Raw genomic sequence first — 12465 nt, forward strand, 5'->3', positions numbered from 1 at the left:
GGGAGGGGGACTACTTGGGCGCGTGCCGATAGAGACGCTGGATACTCGAAAAATCGAGCCCTCCACTGCCCTGGGCTGTATGAAGTGCAAACAGGTTGCGGGCCTGGGAGCCCATCGGCACCGCCGATTTCGACCCCAGCGCCAGCTCCCAGGCTAGCCCTAAGTCCTTGGCCATCAGATCGGTGAGAAACCCGCCCTGATACTCCTTGGAGGCCGGCGCGGACTCCATCACCCCCGGCCAGGGGTTATAGACGTTGAGCGCCCAGTTGCCGCCGCTGCTCTGCTTCATTATCTCGGAGAGCACCGCAGGATCCAGGCCATTCTCGACACCCAGCGCCAGGGCCTCGGCCGTGCCACTCATCAGTATCCCGAGCAGCATGTTGTTGCAGATCTTGGCTACCTGACCAGCACCCACGCCTCCCGCATGGAAGATATTCTTGCCCATCGCTTCCAGTATCGGCTTGGCTCGCTCGAAGCCGCCCTGCTCTCCGCCAACGATGAACGTCAGGGTGCCGGCTTTCGCCCCGCCCACGCCACCGGAGACGGGCGCATCCAGGTAGGTCAGGCCGCGTTGCGCCGCCGCCTCGCCCACCGCCCGGGCGTCGCCTGGCGCGATGGTCGAGGCATCGATGATCAATGGCGAGCCCGTGAGCGATTCGAGCAATCCGGAGGATTGCTCACCTCCCAGATAGAGCCCCTTGACATGCTTGCCCGCCGGCAGCATGGAAATGACCACTTCGGCCTTGGCCGCGGCGGCCCGGGCGCTCTCGCCACGCGTGGCGCCCTGACTCTCGAGCGACTGCATGGCGCTCTCCACCAGATCGAAAACGCAGACGTCATGGCCGGCATCTAGCAGATTGCCGGCCATCGGCGCTCCCATGTTGCCAAGACCAATAAATGCGATGCGCATAATGCTACTCCTGTTCAGTGCGTTGTGATTGTTGTCAGGCGCGTCGTGGCGACACGCTCAAGGGTAGGAACCATCTTTGTTGCCAAGCCCTCGCAGCGGGTGCGAGTCTGCTGGCCAGAGAGGTGCGAGCAGTGCCGTCACATCGCCTGCGGGCACCGACTCGACATCGACATGCGACCAGTGCGGCTGTTTGTCCTTGTCGATCAGCAGGGCGCGCACCCCTTCGGCGAGATCCCCCTCGGTGCAACAGCGCACCGACAGCGACAGCTCCTCACGAAATGTCTCGACCAGGCTACCGTGCCGGTGACGCTCCAGCATGCGCCATACCAGGTGCGCACTGAGCGGGCAGCCCGCCGCCAGGCGCGCCCGGTTGGCGGCAAGCCAGCTCTCGTCACGGCTATCGTCGAGAATCCGCCGGCAGGCATCGGCGACATCGGTGCCAGCCGTCAAGGCCTGCAGGTGATCGAGGTACGGCCATAGCTGGGCGCTGGGCGCCTGCTCACGCACCTCTACCTCATCGAGCACCCGGCTTACGGCGCGATGAGCATCGCTCGGCAGCCCCCTGCCATAGTCGGCGTCGGCCAGCGCCTGCTGCAGATCCGCATGGCGCTCACGCGGTATCAGTCGGTCGGCAAGCCCCAGGTCGAGTGCATCGCGGGCATTGAGCTGCGCTCCTGTCAGGCCGAGATAGGCGCCTACACCGGGTGGCATGCGGCTGAGGAACCAGCTCGCCCCGATATCGGGATAGAGACCGATGCTGATCTCGGGCATCGCCAACCGTGACGACTCGGTCACCAGCCGATAGCCGGCACCCGCCATCAGCCCCATGCCCCCCCCCATGACGATGCCGTCTGCCCACACCAGCAGCGGCTTTGAGTAGGTATGAATACGGTAATCGAGGGCGTACTCGGCACTGAAGTAGGCTTCGGCGAAGGCGCGTGCCTCGGACATGTCATCGCCGCCAGCGGTGATGCTGCGATACAGCGCAACGATATCGCCACCGGCGCAGAAGGCCTTGCCACCCGCCCCCTCCAGCCATACCGCCACTACCTGCGGATCGCCCTCCCAGGCCTCCAGCCGTTCGGCAAGCTGTTCGATCATCTCGAGCGATAGGGCGTTGAGCGATGCAGGGGCATTCAGCGTCGCCACGCCTATCCGGTGATCGTCCTGCGTAGGTAGTTCATTGAAGCGTACTGCGAGTTCCGGCATCGGCATGCGTCTCCAGGCCAGGCGGTAGAAGAACAACTTGCATCAACATAGCGTGATTACGGCATCGCCTCGATCATGCCATCGGCGAACAGGCACCTTGCGATGATCAGGCGCATGATCTCGTTGGTGCCCTCGAGAATCTGATGCACACGAGTGTCCCGCACCAGCCGCTCAAGCGGATATTCGCGGATATAGCCGTAACCGCCGTGTAGCTGAAGCGCCTCGTTGCAGACCTCGAACCCCATGTCGGTGGCCATCCGCTTGGCCATCGCACAGTACGTGGTGGCTTGCGGATCCTGGCAATCGAGTCGCCAGGCGGCGTGGCGCACCATCAGACGAGCTGCCGTGAGCTGGGTGGCCATGTCGGCCATCTTGAACTGCAGTGCCTGAAAGCTCGCCAGCTCACGCCCGAACTGCTTGCGATCACCCAGGTAATTCCTTGCAAGCGTCAGCGCCTGTTGCGCGGCGCCAAGCGAACAACTGGCGATATTCAATCGGCCGCCGTCGAGGCCGCGCATCGCCATCTTGAAACCTTCACCCTCCTCCCCCAAGCGATGGCTGGCCGGCACGCGCACCTCATCGAAGCTCACCAGCCGGGTGGGCTGGCTCTTCCAGCCCATCTTCTCCTCGTTCTTGCCGTACTCGATGCCACCACTGTCAGCCGGTACCAGAAACGCCGAGATCCCCCCGGCACCACTATCGGGTTCGCCGGTTCTCGCCATCACCACCAGCGCATCCGTCGCCCCGGCGCCGGAAATGAACATCTTGCTGCCGCTGATGAGATAGTCATCGCCCTGACGTAGCGCCCGGGTTCGCAAATTGGCGGCATCCGATCCTGCGCCGGGCTCGGTCAAGCAGTAGGAAGCGAGTCTGTCGCCAACGATCAGCGCGTCGAGCCAGGCTTCACGAAGCGACTCGCTGCCCCAACTGGCCACCATCCAGCTGGCCATGTTGTGAATCGTCAGGTAGGCCGTGGTCGAAATGCAGCCCTGGGCAAGCTGCTCGAAGATCAGGCTGGCATCGAGTCGTGACAGCCCCAACCCCCCGCGCTCCTCGGGAATATAGATACCCAGAAAACCGGCATCGCCGGCACGCTTGATGACGTCGACCGGAAAGTGCGAGCGAGCATCCCAGTCGGAAGCATGCTCCATCAGCTCGGCCTTGGCGAAATCGGCAGCGGCCTGTTGCAGCGCTTTCTGATCTTCGGTCAATGCAAAGTCCATGACGTGGCCCTCAGGCGAGTTGTTATCGGCGGCGCTTGTTCGCCTTTGTCGACAACCAACCTAGCACTTGCTCGGTTACGTGCAAGTCACCCCTTGGTCTAAGGAGATCATGGCTCCCAGCCACTTTACGTTAACGTAAACTAGCGCTAGGCTAGCCTCATATGTCGACTCGCGACTGCCATCAGACGGGCAAGCTGCTTGGAAAGCGGCATAAGGATACGACATCATGTCGGCCGAACGTTCGACCCGTCTGTTAGAGAGGAAGCCACGCATGAGCCGTACCAATCCGCCGTCCAGCGAACTTGCCAGCGACATGGGGCCTCTAGCCCTGCAACGCCGAACCTATTCGATCGGCGAGCTGGCCAAGCTGTTCGAGGTGACCCCTCGCACGATTCGCTTCTACGAGCAGGAGGGGTTGCTCGAGCCCGAACGGCGGGGGCAGACACGCATCTACCACGAGAAGGATCGGGTACGCCTCAAGCTGACGCTGCGCGGCAAGCGCCTGGGCTTTTCACTGGCCGAGATTCGCGAAGTCATCGAGCTCTACGACGCGATGCCCGATGGCAATGCACGGCAGCTGCATCGCCTGCTTGAGATACTCGCCGAGAAGCGCAGCGACATGGAGCGACAGCTTGAGGATATCCGCCTGATGCAACGTGAACTCGACGATGTCGAGATGCGCTGTCGGGAAGCCCTCTCCTCACTATCGGCTACCGCAACCTAGACGACGTTCGTTCTTAATTCAACAACAAGACGGGCCACGCCATGACAGACCGACACGCCAGCACTCACGCAAGCGAGACACCAACGCCAGCCGCCCCGGGCAGCTATGTGAGCGGGATCAGCGATACGCCCCTCAAGGGTCAGACCATCGGTGACTGCTTCGACGAGATCGTCGAGCGATTTGAAAAGCGCGATGCCCTGATCAGTTTGCACCAGGGGCTTCGCTACACTTGGCGCGAACTGCAGGCAGCCGTCAACGAGGCGGCACGTGCACTGCTGGCGTTAGGGGTGAACAGAGGCGATCGCGTCGGCATCTGGTCGCCCAACTGCGCCGAGTGGACCATCACCCAGTTCGCCACCGCCAAGATCGGTGCCATCCTGGTCAATATCAACCCGAGTTACCGTACCCATGAGCTGGAGTATGCACTGAAGCAGTCGGGCACCTCGACATTGATTCTGCAGGGCGTCTTCAAGGCTTCCGATTATGTGGGAATGATCGGCGAGCTGGTGCCCGAGTTGAGCCAGGCACGCGAGAGTACGATGGAGATCTCGAGCCAGCGCCTGCCCTCGCTCAAGCGCGTGGTCTGCCTGGATGCGGCGCGCGTCCTGCCCGGCATGCTGAGCTGGAGCCGTCTGCTCGAATATGCAAGCCAGGTCGATGATCAGCGCTTGGCAACGCTGCAGGCCGAGCTGCAGTTCGACGAGCCGATCAACATCCAGTACACCTCGGGGACCACCGGGGCGCCCAAGGGCGCGACGCTGTCGCACCACAACATTCTCAACAACGGCTTGTTCGTTGCCCGCGCCATGAATCTCACCGAGGCGGATCGCGTGGTGATCCCGGTGCCGCTCTATCACTGTTTCGGCATGGTGATGGGCAACCTGGGCTGCATGACCCATGGTGCCGCAATGATCTATCCCGGCGAGGGTTTCGATGCTGAGGCCGCCCTCAAGGCAGTGGCCGCTGAGAAGGCCACGACGCTCTATGGCGTACCCACGATGTTCATCGCCGAGCTTGAACACCCACGTTTCAAGGAGTTCGATCTCTCCAGCCTGCGCACCGGCATCATGGCCGGCTCGATCTGCCCCATCGAGGTGATGCGCCAGGTCATCGACAAGATGCATATGCAGGACGTCACCATCTGCTATGGCATGACCGAGACCAGCCCGGTGAGCTTCCAGACCAAGACCGATGCGCCGCTAGAGAAGCGCGTGACCACGGTGGGTACCATCCACCCCCACCTCGAGGTCAAGCTGGTCGACCCTTCTAGCGGGGCGCTGGTGCCACGTGGTGAAAAGGGCGAGCTATGCACGCGCGGCTACAGCGTGATGCTGGGCTACTGGGAGAATGCCGACGCCACCTCGAAGGCGATCGACACTGCCGGCTGGATGCACACCGGCGATCTGGCGATCATGGATAAGGAAGGGTATGTGGCGATCGTCGGCCGCATCAAGGACATGATCATTCGCGGCGGCGAGAACATCTATCCACGCGAGATCGAGGACTTCCTCTACACCCATCCGGCAATCTCCGACGTACAGGTCATTGGCGTACCCGACGAGAAGTATGGCGAGGAAGTGATGGCCTGGGTCAAGTTGAGCGAGGGCGAGAGCCTCGACGAAGAGGAGCTCAAGGCGTTCTGCAAGGGCAAGATCGCCCACTACAAGATCCCGCGCTACGTGAAGTTCGTCGACGCCTTTCCGATGACTGTCACCGGCAAGATCCAGAAGTTCAAGATGCGCGAGGCCGCGACTCACGAATTGGGTCTCGACTAGACGAGCCATCATCATCCGCTCGAATGCCTGTCTCGAGTGCGGCTGTTGCCAGCCGCGCTCTTGGAAAACAGCCTTGGCCCTTGTCACAGTCCCTTGGGCGCAAAGATACCCGGCGCATTGCGCCAGTAGCCCTTGTAATCCATGCCGAAGCCGAACACATAGCGATCGACCACCTCGAGGCTACAGTAATCTGCCTTGAGGCCGGGCACCGCCTTGCGCTCGTGACGCTTGTCGACCAGCACCGCTGTGGAGATGCTAGCCGCGCCGGCGTCCGTGCAATATTGGAGAATGGCGGCAAGCGTCGCCCCCTCGTCGAGTATATCGTCGACGATGACCACATGGCGCCCAGCCATAGGAATCTCCGGCGACACACGCCAGAACAGCTCGCCCCCCCGCAATCCGCCGCGATAGCGGGTCGCATGCAGGTAATCGACTTCCAGTGGGAAGCCCAGCCGGGTCAACAGATGCCCGGTGGTGATCAGGCCGCCATTCATCACGCAGTAGAAGACCGGCAACTTGTCGCCCAGATCAGCGGTGATCTCCTCGGCCATGCGGTCGAGGGCTCGCTCGACCTCCTGCTGACTGATCAGGCAATCCGCATGTTCCATGACTTCGCGCATGCTGGCGAGGGAGTCGTTAAGATCGAAATCGAGTTTAGCCATTGTCTTCCTGATGGGAATTGCTTGCAGAGGAGTCGATCTTGTTCGGAGCGGGATGCAGGGCTTCGAGCCGTGCATGGACGCGACGCCAGCGTGAAAGAGCCGGCAACGCGTCGAGACTGGGTCGGGCGCGCCCATAGCGCAGTTTGGCAGGACGCTTGGTGAGCCGTCCCAGGCAGGCATCGAGCGCCTCGATGGCGGCAGCGCGATCATTGCACACCAGCGCCATGTTGCACCCCGCCTCGAGCGCTGCCAGCGCACGATCCCCCGCGCTGCCCGCCACGCCGGCAGCGGCCATCGAGAGGTCATCGGAGAAGATCGCCCCTTTGAACCCGAGCTCTTCGCGCAGAAGGCCAATCCAGCTGCGCGAGAAGCCGGCGGGCTTGTCATCAAAGGCGGAATAGACCACATGCGCGGGCATGATGCCATCGAGCCGCGAGGCGAGCGCCGCGAAAGGAATCAGATCGTGTTGGCGCAGCTCATCAAGCGAGCGGGCATCGACGGGACACTCATGATGAGAGTCGGCGGCGACTCCGCCATGGCCGGGGAAATGCTTGCCGATCGCGACCATGCCCGCATCGTGAAGGCCGGCGATGAAGGCGCCCCCCATCCGGGCGACCGCCTGGGGGTCGGCGGAGAAGCTGCGATCGCCGATCACCGTCGAGGTCCCGCCGTCGACATCGAGCACCGGAGCGAAGGTGACATCGAGCCCACAGGCAGCCATCTCCATGCCCAGCAGCCAGCCGGCATCCTGGCAGTGATGGAGTACCGTCTCGGCGTCCTCCTCATAGCCCTGAGTGAGCGCTGCCATGGAGGGCAGGCGAGTCACCCCGTGGCGCAGCCGCTGCACGCGACCGCCCTCCTGGTCGATGGCCAGCAGCAGATCGGGACGTACACGCCGTATCGCGGCACACAGCGCCTGTACCTGCGCGGCATCCTCGGTATTGCGGGAAAACAGGATGACGCCTCCTACTTCGGGACGCCTGAGCAACTCAGCTTCTTCTCGGCGAAGCCTAGTCCCCTCAAGATCCAGCATCACCGGCCCGACAGGTTGAGTCATGAGCATCTTCCTTAGCTGAGAAGGAGGCGATTCTAGACCAATGCCTCGATTGACAACAATGCGGATTGTGCACCGCACTCAGACCGCTCAGTCGTGAATCCACACTGGGGTACCAGGCACGGCCACATCGAACACGTCGAGCAGTGCTGCGTCCCGCAGGCGTATGCAGCCATGCGATGCGGCCATTCCCATGGGCTCCTCGGGGGGGGTGCCATGCAGATAAATATAGCGTCGCTGGGAGTCGCAGCCGCCGCCGCGGTTGCGGCCTCGCTCGAGCCCGCACAGCCAGAGAATGCGCGTCAAGATCCAATCCCGCTCGGGATGGGCCTCGGCCAGCGCCGCATCGAAAACTTCGCCGGTGGGACGACGGCCACGAAATACCGCCCCAGGCGGTTGTCCCGCCCCGATGGCGGCACGAACGTAGTGCCAGCCAAGCGGTGTCTGGTTGCTACCCTCCCGCTGGCCTGTGCCGGCACTGGCGCTGGAGATGACATGCTCGGCGCCGCGCGCCTGGCCTTGCCAGATCCATAGCCGCTGGGTGACAAGATCGATCTCGAGCCAGGGTTGCCGAACCGGAGGGAGCTCGCTGATACGCGGTGTCGTGATCATCTTGTCATACCGCCGTCGAGAGTTCCTGTGATGGGGTCTCGGGTAGCGGCGCCTGCATGGCCGCCACCACCACCGGCCGCAGGCGACGAACCAGTTCCCGGACCGTGACAGGCTCGTTGTAATCCTTCTCGGAGATGTCCCGCAGCGCATCGAGTCCCGACAGGGTAAAGATCACGGTACCCAGCATGAAGTGCAGACGCCAGAAGCGCTCGGCATCCGGCAGCTCCGGCGTGGCCTTGCGTACCAACTCCGTGAAGCGGGTGAAAACGCTGCCGTAGTGCTCCTGAATATAGCGCCTAAGATGCCCTTGTGCCTGGCTATAGGCCAACCCCAGCAGGCGCATGAAAACTTTGAGACTGTTGCGCTCGGCGGGAACCTCCAGCACCGAACGCGCCATGGTCTCGAGAAGCTCCTCGAGCGGTATGATGCCGTCCTGATGGCGGTTTTCGAGTTCATCGAGCGCCGCATGGAAGCGCTCGGTGAAGGGGTCCAGATAGCGGGCGAACACGGCCTGTATCAAGGCTTTCTTCGAACCGAAGTGATAGTTCACCGCCGCCAGGTTGACCTTGGCCTTGCTGGTAATGTTGCGCAAGGAGGTTTCGGCAAAGCCACGTTCGGCAAACAGCACCTCAGCAGTGTCCAGAATACGCGTTACGGTATCGTTCTGAGCCATGGGCTTGCCTCTTAGCGATGATAAACGATTGTTTTAAACGTTTTAGGATTCTACGCCCCCTTAAAAAAACTCACAATTATCGCGTTTTCAAACGCAATCACCGCAATGGGTGCTGACAACACGCTCACTTACTGGATACAATCCCATGCTGTATACTTAACCAAACTCGATATCGCGGAGGCTCCATGACTCGCCCCCTCACGCCGCGCCAGCAAAATGTCTATGACTTCATCGTCAAGACCATGAGCGAACTTGGCTATCCTCCGACCCGGGCCGAGATCGCCAGAGCACTGGGGTTTCGTTCGCCCAATGCCGCCGAGGAGCACCTGCGCGCACTCGACAAGAAAGGCGTGATTCGCATGGTGGCCGGCACCTCGCGCGGCATCCGCCTGCCCGCCCAGGAGCCAGCGCCCAGCCCCGCTATCGAGGCCGAACCGGCCACAAGCGCCGGGTTGCCCATCATCGGCGAAGTCGCCGCCGGCAGCCCGATCCTGGCCGCGGCACATATCGATCGCCACTGCCCACTGCCGCCTGAATTCTTCACCCCACGCGCCGACTACCTGCTGCGTGTGCGGGGTCTATCGATGCAAGATATCGGCATTCTCGAGGGAGACCTACTGGCAGTACATCGCACCAACCGTGTTCGCGACGGTCAGATCGTCGTTGCCCGTCTCGATGAAGAGGTCACTGTAAAACGCTTCAAGCGCCAGGGGCACACGGTGTGGCTGACCGCCGAGAATAGTGACTTCATGCCGATCGAGATCGACCTACGCCACCAGGCATTGGAGATCGAAGGTATTGGCGTCGGCGTGATTCGTGGCGGCAATGGCCAGGCCCTCAACTGATCCCACTTCCTCTACATGAAGAAGATCCTGCACGCCGACTGCGACTGTTTTTACGCCGCCGTCGAGATGCGTGACAATCCGGCACTGCGTCACGTGCCACTGGCAGTGGGTGGTGCCGCGGAGCGACGCGGCGTCATCGCTACCTGCAACTATCCTGCCCGGGCCTACGGAATCCATTCAGCGATGCCCACCGCCAAAGCGCTGCGCCTGTGCCCTGAACTGGTACTGCTGCCTGGCGATTTTGAACGCTACCGCGGCGTATCTCGCGACATACAAGCGATCTTTCAAGAGCTGACTCCCCTCATCGAACCGCTGTCGCTGGATGAAGCCTATCTCGACGTCACCGAAGTCGAGCGCTTCCAGGGTAGTGCCACCTGGATGGCCCAGTGGCTCAAGCAGGAGACACTGAAACGCACCGGCATCACCGTGTCGGTGGGAGTCGCCCCCACCAAATTCCTAGCCAAGATCGCCAGTGACTGGAACAAGCCGGATGGCCTATGCGTGATTACCCCTGATGAGGTCGACATCTTCGTCAGTGCCCTGCCGGTCAAGCGGCTGCATGGTGTGGGACCGGCCACCGCCGCCAAGCTCGATGCCATGGGAATCGTGACTTGCGAGGATTTGCGAGGCTGGCCGATAGACACGCTGCTCGAGCGTTTCGGCAAGTTCGGACGGCGCCTTTATGAACTCTCCCGTGGCATTGATGAGCGCGACGTGCGCACCGAGCGCGAGCGCAAGTCAATCAGCGTGGAGAACACCTTCGATCGCGATCTTCCCGACCTCGACGCTTGCCGCTCCGCCCTACCCCCCTTGCTTTCGCGCCTGGAAGAACGCCTCGCCCGCCACGGCCATCCCCCCATCGACAAGCTGTTCATCAAGCTGCGCTTCGACGACTTCAGCCTCACAACCATGGAGACTGGCGCCAGCCGTACCAGCGCGGAGTGCCTGGCGGTCCTGCTCGAGCAGGCCTGGAAGCGCGGCCGGCGCCCGGTACGTCTGCTCGGGGTGGGCGTGCGCCTGATTTCCGGCGAAGCCCAGCGCCAGTTGACGCTATTCGACGCAGGCGGTAGTCCGCCTGCGCCTCATTCAGGCTAAACGGGGCGAGCGCATCATTTGGTATCGATATAGCGGTGGGAATTGAAGGTGGCCACCCATTCAGGATGGTAGACCACCAGGATGCTCAGCAGCATGCCGGTAATGAACGCCTCGGAGGGCATCAACAGCGGCAGGAAAAGGGCGTACTCCTGAACCAGAAACCAGGCCTGGGAGTCGTTTGCCCCCAGCCCAACGAGCACTACGCCTGTCAGACCACTCGCGAGGGTGGCAAGGGCAGGACCGAAGAAACCACAGACGAACACGTACACCGGCAAGCTGTCGGGGAGAAAGCGGTCGACGAGGCGCCAGATCACCACCACCACCAACGCTGGCACCACACCGCTCATCAGAATATTGATACCAAGAAGCGGCCAGGCGACCTTGCCGATCGCCACCATGGCCAGGTTGACGATCAGGTTGATCGCAAGCGCTAGCGGCACCTTGAAGATCAGGGTCAGCAAGGCAGTGAAGACCAGGTGCAGCGTCAGCCAATCCACCGCCTGGGCCCGCAATTGCCACATCAGCACGACCGCCAGACAGGCCGCCATCCAGCGATGCTGAAGCCCGCTGCTGCCGAGCAGCTCGCGCCAGGGGCGCTGTGCTCCGGCAAGCGTCAGCATGAGCAGGCTTATCGCGCCGGTCAGCCATAGTATCCAAGGGTGAAAGACAAGTTGTGCAAACGTCATCGGCTTCCTTTGCTCTTGTCAGGCGAAGACCACCGTCTTGTTACCATGGATGAGCACGCGATCCTGCAAGTGCCAGCGTAGACCGCGCGCTAGTACCGACTTCTCCACGTCTCTGCCGACACGCACCAGATCCCCGGCCGTATGGCAGTGGCTCACCCGATGGATATCCTGCTCGATGATCGGGCCGGCATCCAGCTCCTCGGTGACATAGTGGCACGTCGCCCCGATCAGTTTCACGCCACGTTCGTAAGCCTGGTGGTAGGGCTTGGCCCCCGCGAACGAGGGCAGGAAGCTGTGATGGATGTTGATCACACGTCCCGCATAACGCTGGCATAGCCCCGGCGGCAGGATCTGCATGTAGCGCGCCAGGACCACGGTATCGGCGTTGGCCGCTTCGACCAGCCGTTCCACCTCGGCAAAGGCACCCGCCTTGTTGTCACGCTCGACGGGCACGTGGTGATAGGCAATCCCGTGCCACTCCACCAGCGCACGCAGGTCCTCATGATTGGAGATCACGCAGGGAATGTCACAATCGAGCTCGCCCGCCGTCCAGCGATAGAGCAGATCCACCAGGCAGTGCGACTCGCGCGACACCATCAGCACCACGCGCTGGCGCCGCGCTGTGTCGGTCAGGGCCCACTGCATCTCGAATTCACTGGCGATATCGGCAAACGCAGTGCGCAACTCATCGATCCCGAGGGCCACGGAGTCCGCCAGAATTTCATAACGCATGAAGAAGCGCCCCGTGGCCAGGTCGGAGTGCTGACTGGCTTCGGTGATCGAACCGCCCTGCCGGGCGATGAAGCTCGAGACCCGCGCCACGATCCCGACACGATCGGGGCAAGAGACCACCAGGCGATAATAGTCTGACATCAAGATAACCATCCATTAACAAAACAGCAGCGAAGTGGTCAGGCCACCAAGATCAATATTGTAACGAATTCAATATCATCGGAACACGCGCGTTGTGACGATAGGCGCCCTTCCCGTATGATGA

The 12465-nt window shown here is 62.0% G+C and carries 13 protein-coding genes; 4 read left to right on the plus strand and 9 right to left on the minus strand.

Translation table 11 applies throughout. The features are described 5' to 3' along the window. Window positions 1-10: 10 nt before the first annotated feature. From mmsB to HJD22_RS12865, 3 genes are read right to left on the minus strand one after another with little or no spacing between them, the layout of a single operon-like run. Complete coding sequence (mmsB, locus tag HJD22_RS12855; RefSeq protein ID WP_208654165.1) at window positions 11-910, minus strand: 3-hydroxyisobutyrate dehydrogenase; 900 nt, start codon at window positions 908-910, stop codon at window positions 11-13. A gap of 57 nt (window positions 911-967) precedes the next feature. Next, window positions 968-2119: an enoyl-CoA hydratase/isomerase family protein gene (locus tag HJD22_RS12860; protein WP_208654166.1), complete on the minus strand. Its 1152-nt coding sequence runs from the start codon at window positions 2117-2119 to the stop codon at window positions 968-970. A 56-nt stretch (window positions 2120-2175) separates the two neighbouring features. Continuing rightward, window positions 2176-3342 (minus strand): acyl-CoA dehydrogenase family protein, encoded by a 1167-nt coding sequence (locus HJD22_RS12865; RefSeq protein WP_208654167.1) that lies wholly within the window; start codon window positions 3340-3342, stop codon window positions 2176-2178. Between the two features lie 271 nt (window positions 3343-3613). Here HJD22_RS12865 and HJD22_RS12870 point away from each other — a divergent pair, with 271 nt between their 5' ends. Both HJD22_RS12870 and HJD22_RS12875 read left to right on the plus strand, forming a co-directional pair. Beyond that, entirely contained in the window at window positions 3614-4066 is a 453-nt protein-coding gene (locus HJD22_RS12870) for a MerR family DNA-binding transcriptional regulator (protein WP_283101665.1), read from the plus strand. Between the two features lie 41 nt (window positions 4067-4107). Continuing rightward, window positions 4108-5841 (plus strand): AMP-binding protein, encoded by a 1734-nt coding sequence (locus HJD22_RS12875; RefSeq protein ID WP_208654168.1) that lies wholly within the window; start codon window positions 4108-4110, stop codon window positions 5839-5841. Window positions 5842-5924: 83 nt separating this feature from the next. Here the strand turns inward: HJD22_RS12875 and HJD22_RS12880 are convergent, their stop codons facing one another. The 4 genes from HJD22_RS12880 to HJD22_RS12895 all read right to left on the minus strand — a co-directional run bounded on the left by HJD22_RS12880 (window position 5925) and on the right by HJD22_RS12895 (window position 8842). Then, complete coding sequence (locus tag HJD22_RS12880; RefSeq protein WP_208654169.1) at window positions 5925-6503, minus strand: hypoxanthine-guanine phosphoribosyltransferase; 579 nt, start codon at window positions 6501-6503, stop codon at window positions 5925-5927. Next, on the minus strand, window positions 6496-7560 hold the full coding sequence (gene nagZ / locus HJD22_RS12885; protein ID WP_208654170.1) for a beta-N-acetylhexosaminidase: 1065 nt from the start codon (window positions 7558-7560) through the stop codon (window positions 6496-6498). Before nagZ ends, HJD22_RS12880 begins: the two co-directional genes overlap by 8 nt. An 87-nt stretch (window positions 7561-7647) precedes the next feature. Beyond that, window positions 7648-8169 (minus strand): L,D-transpeptidase, encoded by a 522-nt coding sequence (locus HJD22_RS12890; RefSeq protein ID WP_208654171.1) that lies wholly within the window; start codon window positions 8167-8169, stop codon window positions 7648-7650. A 4-nt stretch (window positions 8170-8173) separates the two neighbouring features. Continuing rightward, the gene (locus HJD22_RS12895) at window positions 8174-8842 is read right to left on the minus strand and encodes a TetR/AcrR family transcriptional regulator (RefSeq protein ID WP_208654172.1); all 669 of its coding nucleotides are present in this window, start codon (window positions 8840-8842) and stop codon (window positions 8174-8176) included. Between the two features lie 185 nt (window positions 8843-9027). Here HJD22_RS12895 and lexA point away from each other — a divergent pair, with 185 nt between their 5' ends. Further along, window positions 9028-9687, plus strand: coding sequence for a transcriptional repressor LexA (gene lexA / locus HJD22_RS12900; protein WP_208654173.1), 660 nt, complete (start codon window positions 9028-9030; stop codon window positions 9685-9687). A 15-nt stretch (window positions 9688-9702) separates the two neighbouring features. Further along, window positions 9703-10782: a DNA polymerase IV gene (gene dinB / locus HJD22_RS12905; RefSeq protein ID WP_208654174.1), complete on the plus strand. Its 1080-nt coding sequence runs from the start codon at window positions 9703-9705 to the stop codon at window positions 10780-10782. Window positions 10783-10796: 14 nt separating this feature from the next. Here dinB and HJD22_RS12910 read toward each other — a convergent pair whose 3' ends face one another. Beyond that, the gene (locus tag HJD22_RS12910; protein ID WP_208654175.1) at window positions 10797-11468 is read right to left on the minus strand and encodes an energy-coupling factor ABC transporter permease; all 672 of its coding nucleotides are present in this window, start codon (window positions 11466-11468) and stop codon (window positions 10797-10799) included. 18 nt (window positions 11469-11486) lie between these two features. Beyond that, a complete protein-coding gene (gene purU / locus HJD22_RS12915; RefSeq protein ID WP_208654176.1) occupies window positions 11487-12341 on the minus strand; it encodes a formyltetrahydrofolate deformylase in 855 nt (284 codons plus the stop codon). Window positions 12342-12465: the final 124 nt, after the last annotated feature.

It is taken from the genome of Halomonas sp. TA22 (assembly GCF_013009075.1).
Classification (GTDB): Bacteria; Pseudomonadota; Gammaproteobacteria; order Pseudomonadales; family Halomonadaceae; genus TA22.

Coding starts and splice junctions, on each gene's coding strand:
- mmsB (WP_208654165.1), bottom strand. CDS start 910: ATGCGCATCGCATTTATTGGTCTTGGCAACATGGGAGCGCCGATGGCC.
- HJD22_RS12860 (WP_208654166.1), bottom strand. CDS start 2,119: ATGCCGGAACTCGCAGTACGCTTCAATGAACTACCTACGCAGGACGAT.
- HJD22_RS12865 (WP_208654167.1), bottom strand. CDS start 3,342: ATGGACTTTGCATTGACCGAAGATCAGAAAGCGCTGCAACAGGCCGCT.
- HJD22_RS12870 (WP_283101665.1), top strand. CDS start 3,614: ATGAGCCGTACCAATCCGCCGTCCAGCGAACTTGCCAGCGACATGGGG.
- HJD22_RS12875 (WP_208654168.1), top strand. CDS start 4,108: ATGACAGACCGACACGCCAGCACTCACGCAAGCGAGACACCAACGCCA.
- HJD22_RS12880 (WP_208654169.1), bottom strand. CDS start 6,503: ATGGCTAAACTCGATTTCGATCTTAACGACTCCCTCGCCAGCATGCGC.
- nagZ (WP_208654170.1), bottom strand. CDS start 7,560: ATGACTCAACCTGTCGGGCCGGTGATGCTGGATCTTGAGGGGACTAGG.
- HJD22_RS12890 (WP_208654171.1), bottom strand. CDS start 8,169: ATGATCACGACACCGCGTATCAGCGAGCTCCCTCCGGTTCGGCAACCC.
- HJD22_RS12895 (WP_208654172.1), bottom strand. CDS start 8,842: ATGGCTCAGAACGATACCGTAACGCGTATTCTGGACACTGCTGAGGTG.
- lexA (WP_208654173.1), top strand. CDS start 9,028: ATGACTCGCCCCCTCACGCCGCGCCAGCAAAATGTCTATGACTTCATC.
- dinB (WP_208654174.1), top strand. CDS start 9,703: ATGAAGAAGATCCTGCACGCCGACTGCGACTGTTTTTACGCCGCCGTC.
- HJD22_RS12910 (WP_208654175.1), bottom strand. CDS start 11,468: ATGACGTTTGCACAACTTGTCTTTCACCCTTGGATACTATGGCTGACC.
- purU (WP_208654176.1), bottom strand. CDS start 12,341: ATGTCAGACTATTATCGCCTGGTGGTCTCTTGCCCCGATCGTGTCGGG.